General features: G+C 55.8%; 16 protein-coding genes. 10 read left to right on the top strand and 6 right to left on the bottom strand.

What is annotated here, in order from left to right; all coding sequences use genetic code 11:
• The first annotated feature begins 30 nt into the window (after positions 1-30).
• The 8 genes from uvrB (at position 31) to CA948_RS03485 (ending at position 7784) form a co-directional block, all read left to right on the top strand.
• Positions 31-2052 (top strand): excinuclease ABC subunit UvrB, encoded by a 2022-nt coding sequence (uvrB, locus tag CA948_RS03450; RefSeq protein WP_094196425.1) that lies wholly within the window; start codon positions 31-33, stop codon positions 2050-2052.
• Positions 2053-2505: 453 nt separating this feature from the next.
• The gene (locus tag CA948_RS03455; protein ID WP_162988252.1) at positions 2506-2997 is read left to right on the top strand and encodes a low molecular weight protein-tyrosine-phosphatase; all 492 of its coding nucleotides are present in this window, start codon (positions 2506-2508) and stop codon (positions 2995-2997) included.
• Positions 2998-3139: 142 nt separating this feature from the next.
• A complete protein-coding gene (gene iscR / locus CA948_RS03460; protein ID WP_021446710.1) occupies positions 3140-3616 on the top strand; it encodes a Fe-S cluster assembly transcriptional regulator IscR in 477 nt (158 codons plus the stop codon).
• 34 nt (positions 3617-3650) lie between these two features.
• A complete protein-coding gene (locus tag CA948_RS03465) occupies positions 3651-4844 on the top strand; it encodes an IscS subfamily cysteine desulfurase (protein WP_108727329.1) in 1194 nt (397 codons plus the stop codon).
• On the top strand, positions 4841-5224 hold the full coding sequence (locus CA948_RS03470; protein WP_094196428.1) for an iron-sulfur cluster assembly scaffold protein: 384 nt from the start codon (positions 4841-4843) through the stop codon (positions 5222-5224). The genes CA948_RS03465 and CA948_RS03470 overlap by 4 nt, the downstream gene beginning before the upstream one ends.
• Before the next feature lie 53 nt (positions 5225-5277).
• Positions 5278-5601: a HesB/IscA family protein gene (locus CA948_RS03475; RefSeq protein WP_094196429.1), complete on the top strand. Its 324-nt coding sequence runs from the start codon at positions 5278-5280 to the stop codon at positions 5599-5601.
• A gap of 6 nt (positions 5602-5607) precedes the next feature.
• Positions 5608-6486: a methylglyoxal synthase gene (locus CA948_RS03480; RefSeq protein WP_042479804.1), complete on the top strand. Its 879-nt coding sequence runs from the start codon at positions 5608-5610 to the stop codon at positions 6484-6486.
• A 281-nt stretch (positions 6487-6767) separates the two neighbouring features.
• Positions 6768-7784, top strand: coding sequence for a Bug family tripartite tricarboxylate transporter substrate binding protein (locus CA948_RS03485; protein ID WP_238988644.1), 1017 nt, complete (start codon positions 6768-6770; stop codon positions 7782-7784).
• Between the two features lie 182 nt (positions 7785-7966).
• Here CA948_RS03485 and lysS read toward each other — a convergent pair whose 3' ends face one another.
• The 5 genes from lysS to infA form a co-directional block, all read right to left on the bottom strand.
• Positions 7967-9490, bottom strand: coding sequence for a lysine--tRNA ligase (gene lysS / locus CA948_RS03490; RefSeq protein ID WP_094196431.1), 1524 nt, complete (start codon positions 9488-9490; stop codon positions 7967-7969).
• 11 nt (positions 9491-9501) lie between these two features.
• Positions 9502-10239, bottom strand: coding sequence for an SDR family NAD(P)-dependent oxidoreductase (locus tag CA948_RS03495; protein WP_108727331.1), 738 nt, complete (start codon positions 10237-10239; stop codon positions 9502-9504).
• 1 nt (position 10240) lies between these two features.
• Positions 10241-11345, bottom strand: a protein-coding gene (gene prfB / locus CA948_RS03500) for a peptide chain release factor 2 (protein WP_108727332.1) whose coding sequence is annotated in 2 segments (ribosomal slippage) — positions 10241-11263 and positions 11265-11345 — 1104 coding nt in all. Because the reading frame shifts where the segments join, the coding sequence is not laid out codon by codon here.
• A gap of 111 nt (positions 11346-11456) precedes the next feature.
• Complete coding sequence (locus CA948_RS03505; protein ID WP_108728696.1) at positions 11457-13166, bottom strand: methyl-accepting chemotaxis protein; 1710 nt, start codon at positions 13164-13166, stop codon at positions 11457-11459.
• Between the two features lie 111 nt (positions 13167-13277).
• Complete coding sequence (gene infA / locus CA948_RS03510) at positions 13278-13550, bottom strand: translation initiation factor IF-1 (RefSeq protein WP_094196433.1); 273 nt, start codon at positions 13548-13550, stop codon at positions 13278-13280.
• Between the two features lie 699 nt (positions 13551-14249).
• Here infA and CA948_RS03515 point away from each other — a divergent pair.
• Positions 14250-15155 (top strand): DMT family transporter, encoded by a 906-nt coding sequence (locus CA948_RS03515; RefSeq protein ID WP_108727333.1) that lies wholly within the window; start codon positions 14250-14252, stop codon positions 15153-15155.
• Positions 15156-15267: 112 nt separating this feature from the next.
• Here the strand turns inward: CA948_RS03515 and CA948_RS03520 are convergent, their stop codons facing one another.
• Positions 15268-16200: a bile acid:sodium symporter family protein gene (locus CA948_RS03520; protein ID WP_094196435.1), complete on the bottom strand. Its 933-nt coding sequence runs from the start codon at positions 16198-16200 to the stop codon at positions 15268-15270.
• A 347-nt stretch (positions 16201-16547) separates the two neighbouring features.
• Between CA948_RS03520 and CA948_RS03525 the strand changes: the two genes are divergently transcribed.
• Entirely contained in the window at positions 16548-17462 is a 915-nt protein-coding gene (locus tag CA948_RS03525) for a DMT family transporter (RefSeq protein ID WP_108728697.1), read from the top strand.
• The last annotated feature ends 54 nt before the right edge of the window (positions 17463-17516 follow it).

Here is a 17516-nt window from a genome sequence, read left to right on the forward strand (position 1 = left end):
AATACGGGCTTACCCTAAAGTGTGTCTAGCATGAAATTTGAGCCTGCCTTTCAAGAGTTTCCAGGGAGTTCCTTCAAGCTTTTCCAACCTTATTTGCCTGCTGGTGACCAGCCAGCGGCAATTGAGCAGTTGGTCGAGGGGATTGATGACGGCTTGATGTACCAGACCCTGTTGGGGGTAACGGGCTCGGGCAAGACCTATACCATGGCGAACATTATTGCTCGGACAGGGCGTCCGGCCATTGTTCTGGCACCCAATAAAACCCTGGCCGCGCAACTGTACGCAGAGATGCGCGAGTTCTTCCCACGCAATGCCGTGGAATACTTCGTCTCTTATTACGATTACTACCAGCCCGAGGCCTATGTGCCATCGCGCGATCTGTTTATTGAAAAAGACTCGTCCATCAATGAACACATCGAGCAGATGCGTTTGTCGGCCACCAAAAGCCTGTTGGAGCGACCGGACACCATTATTGTGGGCACGGTCTCTTGCATCTACGGTATTGGTAATCCTGGCGACTACCATGCGATGGTGCTGACGCTACGCAAGGGCGACCGAATCGCTCGGCAGGAGCTGCTGGCCCGACTGGTTGCCATGCAGTACGAGCGCAACGACCTGGACTTCCAGCGTGGTGTGTTTCGGGCCCGTGGCGAAGTGGTCGATATTTTCCCGGCGGAAAATGCCGAGCTGGCCTTGCGGGTCAGTCTGTTTGATGACGAACTGGAAGAGCTGGAACTGTTTGATCCGCTAACTGGCAAAGTGGTGCAGAAGCTGAACCGTTTTACTGTGTTCCCCAGTTCGCACTATGTGACCCCCCGTGAAACGGTGTTGCGGGCAATTGAAACCATCAAGCTGGAACTGCGTGAGCGTCTGGAATTTTTGACGCGGGAAGGGCATTTGGTCGAGGCCCAACGCCTGGAACAGCGCACTCGTTTTGATCTGGAAATGCTGCAGGAGCTGGGTTTTTGCAAAGGCATCGAGAACTACTCCCGCCACTTGTCAGGGGCGGCGCCCGGCGATCCGCCACCAACGCTGATTGATTACCTGCCGCGTAACTCCCTGATGTTTATTGATGAAAGCCACGTCACGATCGGGCAGTTGGGAGCGATGTACCGTGGTGACCGCTCGCGTAAAGAAACGCTGGTGCAATTCGGTTTCCGCCTGCCGTCGGCCATGGATAACCGGCCCTTGAAGCTGGAAGAGTTCGAGCGTCGCATGCCGCAAACCGTGTTCGTGTCGGCCACACCGGCTGCTTACGAGCAAGAACATGCCGACAACGTGGTCGAGCAAGTGGTGCGGCCTACCGGCCTGGTGGATCCCGAAATTGAAGTTCGTCCTGCCACCACCCAAGTCGATGATTTGCTGGGTGAAATCAAGTTGCGTACGGCGCAGCAAGATCGTGTGCTGGTGACAACGCTTACCAAGCGTATGTCCGAAGACTTGACGGATTACTTGTCCGAGAATGGCATCCGGGTGCGTTACTTGCATTCGGACATTGATACCGTGGAACGGGCCGAGATTATCCGTGATTTGCGCTTGGGCGTATTCGATGTGCTGGTCGGGATCAACTTGTTGCGCGAGGGCCTGGACTTGCCTGAAGTGTCTTTGGTGGCCATTCTCGATGCGGACAAGGAAGGCTTCCTGCGCTCCGAGCGCAGCCTGATTCAAACCATAGGTCGGGCAGCGCGTAATCTGAACGGTAAGGCCATTTTGTATGCCGACAGAATGACAGACTCCATGCGTCGCGCTATCGAGGAAACCGAGCGTCGTCGTGCCAAGCAGATCGCCTTTAACGAAGAGCATGGCATTACGCCGCGCGGCGTGAACAAGGCGGTACGCGAATTGATTGACGGCGTTGTGGCTTCGGATCCTACCGCCAGCTTGCGCGAGGACGTGCCAGAAGCCTTGATTCGCGACGAGAAGGCGGCAGCACGTGAGATCAAGCGTCTGGAAAAAGAGATGATGGATCACGCCCGTAACCTGGAGTTCGAACAAGCTGCGGCTGCGCGCGACAAGTTGCAAAGGCTCAAGGCCAAGTTGCTGATGGCGTGACGGCCCTTGGCCTAATGGCATCAGGCAAGGGCTTGCCCCTTGCAGTGTGCCTTGGGCAGGAGCGCAAACCTTCGCTTGGACCAGATGGGGCGTGTGTGTGTCGGTATCAGGCTTAACCCCTTCCTGGGAACGTGGAGCTTTTTCATCTTTGCTTGTTGCTGTTGTGTATTCGCAACTAGGATTGGACGAAAAGACAGTAAAAGCACGGTTCCGCTACCGGCTTTCATCGCTCAGGTGTATTGCTTGATTTATCTCATCTCGCGAAGGCGCAGTATCCGCTAAGCAAAGGGTGCCGCGCCTTTGGTTTATTCCAAACTTCAAGCACCGGCGTACTGTTCTTATTTGCAGCCCCCAAACGATCCGGGTTTGCTGTTTCCAAGGCCGTATCGGAGACCTGTTTTAGGCCCTTGCTCCGTCTTGCCTTATTTGGGGTTTTCCCGCAGACTTTGACGCATTATGAGTAAGGTTCTGTTTGTCTGTACAGGGAATATTTGCCGCTCCCCCAGCGCCGAAGGTGTCTTGCGCCAACTGGTTGACCAAGCCAGTTTGTCGGAGGCTATTTTGGTGGACTCAGCCGCCACGCATGGCTTTCATGTTGGCGAGCATCCTGACACACGCGCACAGATAGCCGCTCGTAAACGCGGTTATGACATCTCTACCTATCAGGCCCGACAGGTCCAGCGCGAGGACTTTCGCAACTTCGACCTTATCTTGAGCATGGACTGGGAAAATCACGCTGCCTTGCAGCAAATGTGTCCTCCCATGTACCGTCACAAGCTCATGTTGCTGATGCGTTTTGCCACTGATTACGAAGCGGCTACCGTGCCTGATCCTTATTATGGTGGCCAGGATGGCTTCAATAAGGTCATGGACTATATTGAGGATGCCTGCCAGGGCGTATTCGAGTTGGTTCGCAAGCGCGTACCCAATTACCGTGCTGCCTGAGCGACTAAAATAACACTGCAGTATAAGTGTAAAAACACACGCTCAAGCACGGTAGTTTCCCCTGTATTTGCTATACTGGACCAAATTGGTCGGATTTGCCCTTGGCAATCCGGCCGCTTTCGCCTTTGGCAAGGAAACTATCATGCGTTTGACGACAAAAGGGCGTTTCGCCGTAACCGCGATGATCGATCTTGCGCTGCGCCAGCAAAGTGGACCGGTGACGCTCGCAGGCATCAGCCAGCGACAGGGTATCTCGCTCTCCTATCTTGAACAGTTATTTGGCAAGTTGCGCCGCCATGAACTGGTCGATAGTGTGCGGGGTCCGGGTGGTGGCTATACGCTTGCGCGTCTGGCCCGCCACATCACCGTTGCTGACATTGTGTTTGCGGTCGATGAGCCCGTTGATGCTACCCAGTGTGGTGGCAAGGGTAATTGCAAGCAGGGCACAAATGGGCAGAAAGGCGAGTGCATGACTCACGAGCTTTGGGCGACGCTTAGTCGTAAAATGGTCGATTATCTGGACTCTGTCTCGCTACAGGACTTGGTTGATCAGCAGCGCCTGCGTCAGCTCAAGTTGGCCGCTCAGGAAGCCGGTCAGCCAGAAGAATGTACTTTGTAGTGGGCAGTCGCCGCTACTGACTCCGGAGTTTTGTATGAGTCGCGCTCAGCGTATTTATATGGATTATGCCGCCACCACACCGGTAGACCCGCGTGTGGCCGACAGCATGATTCCCTGGTTGACGGAACGATTTGGCAATCCCGCCTCCAGCAGCCATCCTTATGGATGGGATGCGGAAGAAGCCGTGGATCAGGCGCGTCGTCAGGTTGCCTCCCTGGTCGGGGCAGAGCCGCGAGAAATCGTCTGGACTTCCGGTGCGACCGAAGCCATCAATCTGGCCTTGAAGGGTGCCGCACAGTTTTATCAGTCCAAGGGCCGCCATATTATTACCGTCCGTACGGAGCACAAGGCCGTGATCGACACCTGTCTGGCCTTGCAGGACGAAGGGTTTGAAGTCACCTTTCTGGATGTCCTGCCCAGTGGTCTGATTGATCCGCAGGCGTTTGAACAAGCCATTCGTCCCGATACCATCCTGGCCTCGGTCATGCTGGTGAATAACGAAATTGGTGTGATTCAGGATGTGCAGGCTTTGGGTGCAATTTGCCGTAAGCACAAGGTGCTGTTCCATGTGGACGCCGCCCAGGCTACCGGCAAGGTGGCGATCAATCTGCAGGAATGGCCGGTGGATTTGATGTCCATGTCGGCCCACAAGACCTACGGTCCCAAAGGGATAGGTGCCTTGTATATCCGCCGTAAACCGGCGGTGCGTCTGAAAGCGCAGATTCATGGTGGTGGTCACGAGCGCGGCTTTCGTTCCGGCACCTTGGCCACACATCAGATCGTGGGCATGGGACGTGCGTTTGAGTTGGCCGCCCAGGAAATGGATACAGACAATCAGCGCATCACCGCGCTGCGTGATCGGCTGTGGGCTGGTTTGCAGCAGATCCCAGATTTGTACCTGAACGGCACCTTCGATGAGCGTGTGCCACATAACCTGAACATCAGTGTGGATCACATCGAGGGTGAAGCCCTGATGATGGCCCTGACTGATTTGGCCGTGTCCAGTGGCTCGGCCTGTACGTCGGCCAGTTTGGAACCGTCTTATGTATTGACGGCCCTGGGTCGTAGCGATCAGTTGGCACACAGTTCCTTGCGTTTGAGTCTGGGCCGTTTCACGACCGAGCAGGACATTGATGACACGATTGCCGCCATCGGTCGTGTGGTTGAACAATTGCGGGCCATCTCTCCTTTATGGAGCGAGTCCGCTTCGGAGCCGTTCACGCAATGAGATATAGTGACGCTGTCATGGAGCATTTTCTGCGCCCGCGTCATGTGGGTGTCATGAACAGCAGTGATGCTGACGTAGGCACGGGGGAGGCAGGAAGCTACCAAACCGGGGCCTTGATTCGTATCCAGCTCAAGGTATCGGAGCAGGGTCAGATTCAGGAGAGCTGTTTCAAGGCTTATGGCTGTGGCTGTACCATCGCAGCTGCTTCATTTGCGGCGCAATGGCTGCAAGATCGCAGTCTGGAGCAAGCGGCCCAGTTCTCGTCCACGGATGTGCAGCAAGCATTGGAATTGCCACCGGTCAAAGTGCATTGTGCTTTGTTGGTCCAGGAGGCGGTTCAGGCTGCCGTTGCCTCGGTACAGAACAAAGGCGCGTTTTAGTTGTCCAAGCCTGAAGGCTGAATCCCCTTCAGGTTTATAGAAAGGAAAAGATTATGTCTATTTCTCTTACTCAGCCCGCCGCAGAACATATCCAGCGTCATTTGAAAAAACGCGGGGGCGGTTTGGGGCTACGTTTGGGTGTACGTCTGACCGGTTGCTCGGGTCTGGCCTACAAGCTGGATTTTGTTGATGAGCCGGTTCAAGGCGATCAACTGTTTGAAGAGCACGGCGTTAAACTGTTTGTTGATCCCAAGAGCCTGCCCTTTATTGATGGCACGCGTCTGGATTATGGCCGCGATGGCCTCAATGAAGGTTTTAAATTCATCAATCCAAACGAGAAAGCCTCCTGCGGGTGTGGCGAATCGTTTACCGTGTAGGAACTCATGTCATTACGTTTCGGTTTGGCGGCCAATCAGTTGCACCATGATTCGGCAGATGCGGCTTTGTTTCAGTGGTTGCGGCGCTCAGCCAGCGGTATTCGCGAGTTGGAAGTTGAGCTTTATACGGTGGGTCGTACCTGTAATGCTATCGAGCGTTCGGGCCTGCTGGAAGGCTATGGCGGCCTGGTTCGCTATCCCTATGGTCGTGATGGCGGCTTGATGAAGCTGGTTGCCCGGGTCACACAAAGCCCGGATGGCACTCCGCCTTTTGATGGCGCCATTTATCTGATTGACCCGGTAGACCCATCTTCCATTTTCCCGGAAGCATTGGCGCTTAAGCGTCAGTGCATTACGCATGGTCGTCCTTTTATTTCGACCCTGATGGGGGCGATTGAATGGATTGAAGTGGAGCGAGTCAGTCGTGGCCTGTGGCCCGACTCCAGCTGCAAACGTATTTTTGACTTCCCCAACCAAACTCTGGCCTTGATCGCGCACGATGCACTCAAGGACAAGATGGTTGAGTTCGCTGACAAGCATTTCGACCTGCTGTCCCGTTTTGGCCAACGCGTGGGAACAGGGACGACCAGTCGCTTGTTGAACGAGCTGGCTTGGTCCAAAGGCTGGCCCAAGGAAACCCCCTGGATTCAGTCTTATCTAAGCGGTCCTTTGGGCGGCGATGCGCAAATTGCCGAGCTGGTACTGGAAAACCGTTGCCAGCGTGTGATCTTCTTCGAGGACCCGCACGTCGCACGTCAGCACGAGGCAGACATTCAGTTGCTGGAACGCGCGGTGCGTGTGGTGGCAGATAAGGCTTCGTGTTTCTCCTCGCCCGAAGTGGCCCATAAATGGGCACAGGCGGTGATGCGTTTGCCGGTGGATTGATTGTGCAGGGATGGACGTACAGGCCTTGCAAGGTTTATTTAAAAACCTTGTGGTGGCAGTAAAAAAGGACGCTTAAAAGCGTCCTTTTTTGTTTCACATGAGGTTCGCTGGGCCAGTTTCCCTGACTGTACGAACATCCCTGGCAGGGCCTTGATCAATGACACGGGAAAGGTCTGCTTGATCCGTGGGCGGGGCTTCTCTAGACTACGATCGTGATTTGCAAGCACCGCAACACAATGTCGTTCAGTCAATAGGGTAGTGTGGAGATACCGGAGGCAGGCTTGAATCGTCGCATGATCTTGAATGCTATGGGTGCGGGTATGCTTGCCCGGCTTGGAGGTGCTGTTTCCTCACTAGGTGCTGCATTTATTACGGCGTCGGCACACACGCAGCAGCTCGATGACTTCCCTTCGGGGCCCGTGCGCATTGTTGTTCCGGTGAATCCGGGTGGCAACGCCGATCGCATTGCGCGAATGCTGGCGCAAAGCCTTGCCGAATTGTGGCAACAAACAGTGATTGTGGACAATGTGCCCGGCGCGCACACCAGTCTTGGTGTCAACCGGGTCGTTCGCGCGGCACCGACCGGCCACACGTTGTTGTCCAGTGGTGACCAGCTCGCGATCAATGCTGCCCTTGGCCGCAAACTACCTTATAGCCCGACCGATGTTCGTGGCGTAACTCGTACCATTGTTAATTCGCAGGTGTTGGTAGTTCGCCCAGGCTTGGGTGTCAGCCATTTTGATGAGTACGTGACGCTGCTTAAACAGCGACCTGGCGAAGTATCCGCCGCGCTGCCGATTGGCTATGGCAGTATCTATCATCTGGCTGTCGAGATGCTTAATCAGCGTTTGGGTACGCAAACCAATAACATCCCCTACGCGGGAGGGGCGCCGGCTGTTTTGGACATATTAGGCGGGCATGTAGATGCGGCGCTTATTGATATCTCTGGGACAACCCAGAACATTCAGAAGCGTGAGCTCATTCCTCTGGCGGTGACGTCGCTGGAGCGTTCGAAGGTTTTGCCGGATGTTCCCACTTTTCATGAGTTGGGTGTATCTGATTTCGTGATCGAAAGTTGGCAGGGCATCTTTGTGCCACGTGCCACGCCCGATGAGGTCGTCGCTGTGCTGAATCGCGATATTACGGCTGTACTTGATTCCCGCGAGTTTGCTGCTCCTCTGGAGGAACTGGGCTTTGTGATCGCCCCTGGATCGGCTGAGTCGCTGGATCAGATTGTGGCGCGTGATATTGCTTTGTTTCGTGACGTAGCGGCCGTTGCTGGTATCAAACCTGAGTGATGTCTGCCCTTACGGGCTTGGGGCTGGCTAATGCGGCGATGGGAGTGAGGGGCGGTTCCCGAACAGGCAGAATAGCTGCGTATGTGCGTATGTGCGTATGTGCGTATGTGCGTATGGGGGCGACGATGCATAAAGAAAAACGCGCGGTCAAGGCCGCGCGTTTTTCTGTCTTGAGACTGTGATTAGTCTTCGCGACGCAGGTGCGGGAACAGGATCACGTCACGGATAGCAGGGCTATCGGTCAGCAACATGACCAGACGGTCGATCCCGATACCGCAGCCGCCTGTAGGAGGCATGCCGTATTCCAGAGCGCGGATGTAGTCAGCGTCGTAGAACATGGCTTCTTCGTCGCCAGCATCCTTGGCCTGAACCTGAGCCTGGAAGCGAGCGGCCTGGTCTTCTGGGTCGTTCAGCTCCGAGAAGCCATTGGCGATCTCGCGGCCCGTGATGAACAGCTCAAAGCGCTCGGTAATGCCTTCCTGGGTGTCCGAGGCACGTGCCAGCGGCGACACTTCTACGGGGTAGTCCACGATGAAAGTGGGGTGCCACAGCTTGGATTCGGCTGTTTCTTCAAATAGAGCCAGTTGCAAGGCACCCAGGCCGGCATCACGCAGCGGGGGCGAGTTCACGTCCACTTTCAGGCGAGCCAGCTCAGTACGCAGGAACTGGATGTCTTCCAGTTGTTCGATCTGGTAGGAAGGCGCGTACTTCATGATGGCGCCGGTAATGGTCAGGCGATCAAAAGGCAGGCTCAGATCCAGCTCGCGTTCCTGGTATTGCAGGGTGGCGGTACCACGGGCGCTGATCGCGGCTTCGCGTATCAGGTTTTCGGTGAAGTCCATCAGCCACTGGTAATCCGTGTAGGCCGCGTAGAACTCCATCATGGTGAATTCGGGGTTGTGACGAGGGCTGACGCCTTCGTTACGGAAGTTGCGGTTGATCTCGAACACGCGCTCGAAACCGCCCACGATCAAACGCTTCAGGTACAGCTCGGGAGCAATACGCAGGTACATTTCCATGTCCAGCGCATTGTGGTGGGTCACAAAGGGTTTGGCCGATGCGCCACCCGGAATGGGGTGCAGCATCGGGGTTTCCACTTCCAGGAAATCGGCCTGGGCCATGTGCTGACGCAGGCTGCTCATGACCTTGCTGCGGGCCAGGAAGGTTTGACGGGTGTCTTCACCCATGATCAGGTCGACGTAGCGCTGACGGTACTTCAATTCCTGGTCGGCCAGACCGTGGAATTTGTCGGGCAGGGGACGTAGGGACTTGGCCAGCAGGCGCACGCTGGAGGCGTGCACGGATAGTTCGCCCTTATTGGTTTTGAAGACGGTGCCTTCCACGGCCAGGATGTCACCGATATCCCAACCCTTGAATTGCGCATAGTTCTCTTCACCCAGTGCGGCTTTGTCCAGATAGATCTGGATACGGCCGGAGGCATCTTGCAGCGTGGCAAAGCTGGCTTTGCCCATGACACGCTTGAGCATCATGCGGCCAGCCACTTTCACGACTTTATGGCTTGCAGCCAGCGCCTCTTTGTCCTGCTCGCCGTATTGCTTGTGCAGCTCGGCAGCGTGGGCATCAGGGCGAAAATCGTTGGGGTAGGCGATGCCATTTTCGCGCAGGCGGTCCAGCTTGGAGCGACGCTCGGCAATCAGGCGGTTTTCGTCTACGACGGGTGCGGAAGTGTCTAGCGATTCAGTCATTGTGTCAGTACTTATTCGTAGTGGCGGATGTCGTCCAGGACGTGCTGGCCAAACTCCGGGCTGTTCAGGTGGCGCAAAATTCGCTCTGCGGTATCGTCCGGGCTGCTTAGCTGGCCTTGCTGATGCAGGTCTATAAAGCGGCTCAGGTTCGGGAACTGATCGCGGGACTGGCTACGGATATGGCCTTGCATATCGGTATCGACCACGCCCGGAGCCAGAGAGCAAACGGCCAGCTCGGGATTTTCCAGTTTCAGGGTTTGCGTATAGAAATCCAGTGCTGCCTTGCTGGAGCCATACACGGCCCAGCCCGAAACGGGCTTGCGGCCAGCACCCGAGGAGATATTGAGCACCTGGCGCTGGGCATCCTTGGGGGCGCCTTGCAAAAAGGCGGCGGTCAGGCTCATGACACTGGCGACATTCAATTGCAGCGCCTGTGCAATAGCCTGGGCATCGAGCAGGTGGCTGGCCTGCCCAACGGGATCAACCGTGCCTGCATTATTAATGAGGACGTAGCGTTGAGCCTGTGTCTGGCTGATCAAGGCTTGCAGGGCCTTGGCAGCCTCTTGTGCGCCTTCCGCGCTGGCCAGATCCACTTGCAGATGCTGATGAGCCCCTTGGGGCGCATCCAGTTGCAGTTCGCTGCGGGCCAGAGTGATCAACTGATGGCCAGCAGCCAGCGCCTGACGCGCCAGGGACAAGCCCAGACCGCGAGAGGCACCGCTTAGAACAGTCAGCGTGGAAGTGTGCATATTAAACCCCTTGTTTCAGGCTGGCTTGAATAAAGGCATCCAGGTCGCCATCCAGAATCTTCTGGGTATTGGAGCTTTCGTAGTTGGTACGCAAGTCCTTGATGCGGCTTTGGTCCAGCACGTAGGAACGGATCTGGTGGCCCCAACCCACATCGCTCTTGGAGTCTTCCAGCTTTTGCTGCTCGGCCATGCGGTTGCGCATTTCCAGCTCGTACAGACGCGATTTCAGCATCTGCATGGCTTCAGCACGGTTACGGTGCTGCGAGCGGTCGTTCTGACACTGCACCACAATGCCGCTGGGTTCGTGCGTAATACGAACGGCCGAGTCGGTTTTGTTAATGTGCTGACCTCCCGCACCACTGGCACGGTAGGTGTCGATACGCAAGTCGGCCGGATTGATTTCCACTTCAAAGGAATCATCGATTTCCGGGTAGACGAATACGCTGGTGAACGAGGTGTGACGGCCGTTGGACGAGTCGAAAGGGCTTTTGCGAACCAGACGATGCACGCCGGTTTCAGTGCGCAAAAAGCCGTAGGCGTAATCGCCTTCAATCTTGATGGTGGCCGATTTGATACCGGCAACGTCACCGTCAGACTGTTCCAGGATTTCAGCCTTGAAGCCTTTGTGTTCGGCATAGCGCACATACATGCGCAGCAGCATGGAGGCCCAGTCCTGGGCTTCGGTACCACCCGCACCGGCCTGAATATCCATAAAGCAATTGAGCGGATCGGCAGGGTTGGAGAACATGCGGCGAAATTCCAGCTCTTCGATGCGGCTGGCCATGGCGGCACAATCTTCCTCGATGGCGGCGATGGTGGCATCGTCATCGTCCATCGCGGCAAGCTCAAACAGATCCTGTGAATCTTTCAAGCCCGTGTGCAAGGCGTCCAGCACATGCACCACGTTTTCCAGACTTTTCTTTTCGCGGCCCAGATCCTGGGCGTGTTGAGGGTCGTTCCAGACGTTGGGGTCCTCGAGTTCGGCATTGACTACGTGCAAACGATGCGCTTTGTCATCGTAGTCAAAGATACCTCCGTAAGGCATTTTCCCGCTCCGAATAATCGGCAAGGCGGGCTTCCAGTTGATTAAGTCGTTCCGATTCCATGATTCAGCGGCTTTCCTATATTTGAGGTGCCATCCGCGCCAGCCAGCAGGGCGGCGCGCGGCAAACTTCCGATTTTACCCTTATCGGAGGTCTATGGCACGTATTGGCCGCTCAGGAACTGGACATTGTGCAAGCAGCGGTGCGATAGGTGGACGCAGATTGATAGGAAGGTCGGTGTGAGAGGGTGGGTACAGTGGGGGCAGAGGGTTCAGCAAGATCGCTATCCAGGCTGAAATGGGCCACCACCTGGGCCAGAAACGTCGTTTGTTCCAACTGCTCCTGGGCCGTGTGGGCACTGTGTTCAAGCAGTTGGCGGTTGGACTGACCTTGCTGGTCCAGACGCGTCATGACCTGGTTTACGTATTCGATATGTGTCGCCTGATCCTGAGAGGCCTGGGCAATATCGGCCACAATACTGCGCATTTCATTGACTTTGTCTTGTGTGCTGGCCATGACCTGCGCCATGCCGCGCGCGGCCACCGAGCTTTGTTCGGTTTGTTCGACCGAGCTGGAAATTAAGGTGGAAACCTGTTGCAAGGCATCGGTGGAGCGCAAAGCCAAATTACGCACTTCAGCGGCAACCACCGCAAAGCCATGACCGTGCACACCCGCTCGGGCGGCTTCCACGGCAGCATTCAGGGCCAGAATATTGGTCTGGAAGGCAATGCTGCGGATCAGCTTGGTGATCTCGCTCATTTTGTGTGAGCTGTCGGCAATGGCGTTGATGGTATCGAGCAAGTTTTGGGCGGCCTGGTTGCCCTGTGCGACCTGACTGGACGTGTCTTGAGCCAGTTGGTCGGCCGTTCGGGCCTGTTTGGCGTTCTGTCTGACGGTATCGGCCAGTTGATTCATGGTTTTGACCGTCTGGTTCAGCTCAGTGGACTGCTCTAGAATTTGTTCGCCCAGGTTATGGCTTGCCGACACAATTGCTGTTGAGCCATCGCGGATCAGGCCAGTTTGTTCACGGATCTGATGTACGACGGTTTGCACGCCCTGCCCAATTCCGTTCAGGGCGCTTAACAAGGTGCCGAACTCGTCGTGACGACGGACGTTGAGCTGGGCGTTGAGTTTACCCTTGGCCAGTTCCTTGGCCAGATTTGCGCCTTGATCCAGGGGTTGTTTGATGGAGCGATAGAGCAAGCGCAGGGCCGCTGAGCTGGCGATGAAAAACAGAGCCAGAGCGGCCAGTGCCAGGCTGAAAGCACGATCGCTGCTGCGGCCAGCCAGATCCAGAGAACGGTCCAGGCGTTCGCTGAATTGATGCTCGAATTCATCCAGTGTGTGTGTGATTTGGGCGGAGGCTTGAATGTATTGCTGGCTGAACACCAGCACTTTGGCCATCAAGGCATTGGGCAAGGCAATGCGGATCGTGCCGTTGTCATCTTCAAACTGGCCACTGGCCGTTTGAATCGCCTCGGACTGAACCTGACTAAGGGCCAGGGTCTGTTCATAGGCAGAGCGCAGCAAATCCTGCTCAGCCGGCTCCAGCTCCAGATCCCTGAAACGGTCCAGCATTGCTAAGGTGACCCCTTCCTGATCGGCTTGGGCACCGGTAAACACCGCCAGCAGACGGCGGAAGTTATCCTGAAATTCAATTTGCTCGCTGGAGACAAAGGCGATGGCCTGACGGCTGAGCAATTCGCTGATGCGTTTGAAGTCTTTGCTAAGCGCCGTGGTGTCGTGGCGCTGGGCTTCCAGGTGCTTGCGTTGTTCGATGCTGTTGCTCAGGTGCTGCAGGGCAATCAGCATCAGGACTAAAAACAGGCTCAGGGTTGCAAAGTAGGCGATAAAGCCGGTTTTGAGCGTCAGTAGTTTTTTCAAGGCGACTCCCACAAAGAGTGGGGTGCACCCAAGCGCTGATGGCTCTTGTCGCACCCCTGTCAGGCGCACCTATCTTTGCATCTGATTGTGACAGGGGTGTGGCGCTATGTCTTAACGACGGTGGGGGGGGCGGCGAGGGGCAGAGGTCGGGGCGCCAACACGCTTGGGCAAGTGGCGGAAAATGATGCGACCTTTGCTCAGGTCGTAGGGCGACATTTCCAGGGTGACGCTGTCGCCAGCCAGAATACGGATGTGGTGCTTGCGCATTTTGCCGCCCGTGTAGGCGATAACGGCGTGACCGTTGTCCAGGGTGACACGAAAGCGTGAGTCAGGCAGGATTTCGGTGACGGAACCTTGCATTTCAAGTAGCTCTTCTTTGGCCATAAATCGGGACTCCTTTAAAAATAATGATTCCCGTCAGGCCCTGCTGGGCGGGACGGGGACGGGCGTAGCAACCAGGCAGACCGACAAACCGTACAAACGGTGTCTGGTGTCCAGCCTTGCACTAGGCCCATGAAAATTGAGGTGAATCTGTGTCTGTCAGAACGGTTGGGTTCCAGACAGGGTCGGGTTGATCAAATTGAAAACACGCCCGCCGTTCGTGGGAAGAACCGGCCAGGGCAGACAGGGTCTGCCTACCTGAAAAACGGGCAAAAACACGAATACTTGCCAGAAACGTAGACCTGCATAACGACGCGCGGGACAGTCCCTTGCGGTTAAGAGTGCTGGTTGTGGTGCCAAGTAATGCACTTGGGGCGCTTGATCGGGTCAAGCTTTATTCCCAAAAGTGGGGGTGTTTCAAGGTCGATTTACCCTGGGTAGCTGCATCTGATGTTGTCAAAGCCAGACGAGCGTGGATGGGATGGGCCAATAAAACTCAATCAGCGCCATGACGTGACAATTGTATGATTATAAATAATATTTATGGATTGGTCAAAGATTGACCAGCCTGCATGGTCACAAGCAGGCAGGTAAAGGCGTAGAGGGCAGGGCATGCTTGCCTATATACTAGCCCCATCGTAGCGGCGCCGTGTTGACCTGAGCAGGGATCACACGCGCCGTTGCCGTTTTTTAGGACATGTTGTGAGCACTCAGAAACTGACCCCTGGCACGACGGCTTTACTGGTTTTACCTACGATTTTGTGGGCCAGTAACGCCATCGTCGGACGCTTGATTCATGATCAGGTGCCGCCTATTACCCTGAATTTTTTTCGTTGGTTGGTGGCGTTCACCATCTTGCTTTTTGTGGGACGGCAAGTGCTGCGACGCGGCAGCAATTTGTGGGCCAACTGGAAACGCTACTCCATTTTGGGTTTGCTGGGCATAGGGATCTATAACGCTTTGCAATATCTGGCACTGCAAAGTTCCTCCCCCATTAACGTGACGCTGGTCAATGCCAGCTTGCCGTTCTGGATGCTGGTGATCGGCCGCCTGTTTTTCAAATCTACAGTCAATGGGCGGCAACTGGTCGGTGGTTTGATGTCTTTGCTGGGTGTGGTTCTGGTATTGACTCGCGCGGATTGGCAAGAGCTGATGGCCTTCCGTTTTGTGCCGGGCGATGTCTATATGGTGATCGCCACCATTGCCTGGGCGATCTATAGCTGGATGCTCAGTACGCGTCGCCATGAGGGTGTCATCGCACAGACATGGGCCACCGTCGTGATGGCGCAGGTGTTTTTTGGCTTGATCTGGTCCGGTGCATTTGCCGCCATGGAGTGGACATTCACGGACTGGCATATCGATTGGTCTTGGGGCTTACTGCTGGCTATTTTGTATGTGGGCACCGGTCCCGCCTTGATTGCCTTGCGCTGCTGGGGGGTGGCTGTCCAACGAGTCGGTGCCGCAACCGCCGGTTTTTTCGTGAACCTGATGCCGGTATTTGCGGCCTTGATGTCCGTTTTTATTCTGGGCGATACCCCCAAGCTTTACCACGGCGCGGCGTTCCTTCTGATTGTGGGCGGAATTTATGTATCGTCACGTAAAAGCTAAGGCCTGAGAGCACCTGGTATTGGGGGGCTCCAGCGAAAAAAGGACGCCCGGTAGAGCGTCCTTTTTTACTTTGTAGGCTCGGGATCAAGTTCTTGAACGTGCCAGCAGAGGGTTACTTGCCATTACCCATGCGGCGGAAAATCGTCGCGACCAAAGGACCGGAAATATTGTGCCAGACACTGAAAATGGCGCTGGGCACGGCGGCCAGAGGCGAGAAGTGGGCACTGGCTAGAGCTACGCCTAGACCGGAATTTTGCATGCCTACTTCAATTGCCAGGGTTTTGCGTTGTGGCAACGGCATGCCGCTCAGGCGGGCCAATACATAGCCCAGTATGTAGCCTAGGGTGTTATGCACGACAACGACCGAAAATACCAGCAGGCCGCTGGTCGCAATCTTGGCCTGGTTGCCGGCTACAACCGCAGCTACGATAGCCACAATTGCCACGACAGAGACCAGGGGCAGAGCAGCCACGCCCGCTTTGATTTTTTCGCCCAGCAGGGACTGCACAATAACACCCAGGGCAATGGGCAGAATCACGACCTGAACAATGGACCAGAACATGGCCGAGGCGCTGACCTCCAGCCATTGGCTGGCCAGCATGTAAATCAGGGCGGGGGTGACGATAGGCGCCAGCAAAGTGGAGACCGAGGTAATGGCAACCGACAGGGCCAGGTCACCACGTGCCAGGAAGGTCATTACGTTAGATGAGGTCCCGCCAGGGCAGCAGCCAACCAGAATGACGCCAATCGCTAATTCGGGCGGCAAGGAAAACGCATAGGCCAGGGACCAGGCCAAGACGGGCATGATGAGGAATTGACCCAGAACACCCACAGCCACTCGGCCCGGGCGTACGAACACCTCAGCGAAGTCCTGGCGCGATAAAGTCAGCCCCATACCGAACATGATGATGCCCAGAAGTGGAACAATATAAGCGCCTAACCAGCGGTAGTGGTCGGGAAAGTAAAAGGCCAAAATGGCAAACAGTAGAACCCAGATGGCAAAGGTATTGCCAACAAAACGGCTCAGGCGGGCGATAGCCTGCATGATGAAATATCCTTCAAGGAGCACGGCAGGCCGGTAGGCCGGCGTGGTGCGGATTAGTCTGTTATGGGGAGCAGCATGGGGCGGGCCAGGTGTAGACCGTCCATCGCAGACCTGCTTAAGGACTGGCGATACGACTTTCCGGTAGGGTGGGATAAAGCGCTGGCAGCACGGGGCTGTACGGGCAGATCTGGGTAAGGTCAGTTGTACAGGGGGTGGTGGGCGAAACGGGCAACATGGCAGGCCATGTTTTTTTATCCTGGAAGGCCGGGCTCGAGCGTATTGTAGACCCTGGTCACCAGGGTATTTTGATTAGCTTGCTTGCAAATGTGTGTATTGGGAGAAGGTGGGTGAATAGAGCGGGATCACGTCTGGCGGCTTACGCCTGTTTGGCCTTGTCCATGTCTTTGGTAGGCAGTTATATCGCCTTGACTCGGCCCTTGGTGACGGCACTGCCGGTGTTCTTGTTGGCTTGGTTGCGCTTTGGGATTGGTGGGTTAGCGATGCTGCGCTGGCTACGTAAACCCGCGAATGAACCCACGTTGGATTTGCGCACCCGTGGCTTGATCTTTCTGGAGTCCTTCCTGGGCAATTTTCTGTTCACCCTGTGCATGGTGACGGGCATCAGCATGACCAGCGCGGTGTCGGCAGGCGTGATCTTGTCAGCTATCCCCGGCATGGTGGCCTTGTTTAGTTGGTATTTTCTGAAAGAAAGCATAGGCCCGCGTACGTGGGCATCGCTGGCCCTGGGTATGGGCGGTATTGCCTTGCTCGCTTTGGTGCAGGCTGATGACCACGGTGTGGATCAACTGGATACGGGGAAAATGTGGTTGGGCAATGCACTGATCTTTTGTGCCGTCTTGTGCGAATCAGCCTATGCCGTCATTGGCAAGCGTTTGACCGCTGTGCTTAGCCCCAAGCGTATCAGCGCCATTATCAATCTGTGCAGTCTGGCCCTGATTACGCCGCTAGGCTTATACGCCGCCTGGGATTTTGATTTCACAGCACCGGCAGGCTGGATCTGGCCTTTGCTGGTGTTTTATTCCCTGGCCGCCAGTGTCTGGACGGTTTGGCTGTGGATGACGGGTGTGCGTTCCGTGCCTGCTTCACAAGCCGCCGTATTTATGGTTTTGATGCCTTTAGGCACGGCGGCAGTGGGTGTGCTGGTGCTGGGCGAGAGCTTTACCACCGTGCATGTATACGCTTTCATCCTGGCTTTGGCGGGCTTGGTGTTGGCGACTTTGCCGGCTCGGGTGAAATCGTAAAAAAACCGCTGCATAAGCAGCGGTTCAGGAAGAGAAATATTGGCGGAAGCGATA

The organism is Alcaligenes aquatilis, from assembly GCF_003076515.1.
Taxonomy (GTDB): domain Bacteria; phylum Pseudomonadota; class Gammaproteobacteria; order Burkholderiales; family Burkholderiaceae_B; genus Alcaligenes; species Alcaligenes aquatilis.

What these genes read in the sequence shown, in the direction of transcription:
- lysS (WP_094196431.1), bottom strand. Translation starts at nt 9,490, where the DNA reads ATGACTGAATCGCTAGACACTTCCGCACCCGTCGTAGACGAAAACCGC.
- CA948_RS03475 (WP_094196429.1), top strand. Translation starts at nt 5,278, where the DNA reads ATGTCTATTTCTCTTACTCAGCCCGCCGCAGAACATATCCAGCGTCAT.
- CA948_RS03520 (WP_094196435.1), bottom strand. Translation starts at nt 16,200, where the DNA reads ATGCAGGCTATCGCCCGCCTGAGCCGTTTTGTTGGCAATACCTTTGCC.
- uvrB (WP_094196425.1), top strand. Translation starts at nt 31, where the DNA reads ATGAAATTTGAGCCTGCCTTTCAAGAGTTTCCAGGGAGTTCCTTCAAG.
- CA948_RS03495 (WP_108727331.1), bottom strand. Translation starts at nt 10,239, where the DNA reads ATGCACACTTCCACGCTGACTGTTCTAAGCGGTGCCTCTCGCGGTCTG.
- iscR (WP_021446710.1), top strand. Translation starts at nt 3,140, where the DNA reads ATGCGTTTGACGACAAAAGGGCGTTTCGCCGTAACCGCGATGATCGAT.
- infA (WP_094196433.1), bottom strand. Translation starts at nt 13,550, where the DNA reads ATGGCCAAAGAAGAGCTACTTGAAATGCAAGGTTCCGTCACCGAAATC.
- CA948_RS03465 (WP_108727329.1), top strand. Translation starts at nt 3,651, where the DNA reads ATGAGTCGCGCTCAGCGTATTTATATGGATTATGCCGCCACCACACCG.
- CA948_RS03480 (WP_042479804.1), top strand. Translation starts at nt 5,608, where the DNA reads ATGTCATTACGTTTCGGTTTGGCGGCCAATCAGTTGCACCATGATTCG.
- CA948_RS03470 (WP_094196428.1), top strand. Translation starts at nt 4,841, where the DNA reads ATGAGATATAGTGACGCTGTCATGGAGCATTTTCTGCGCCCGCGTCAT.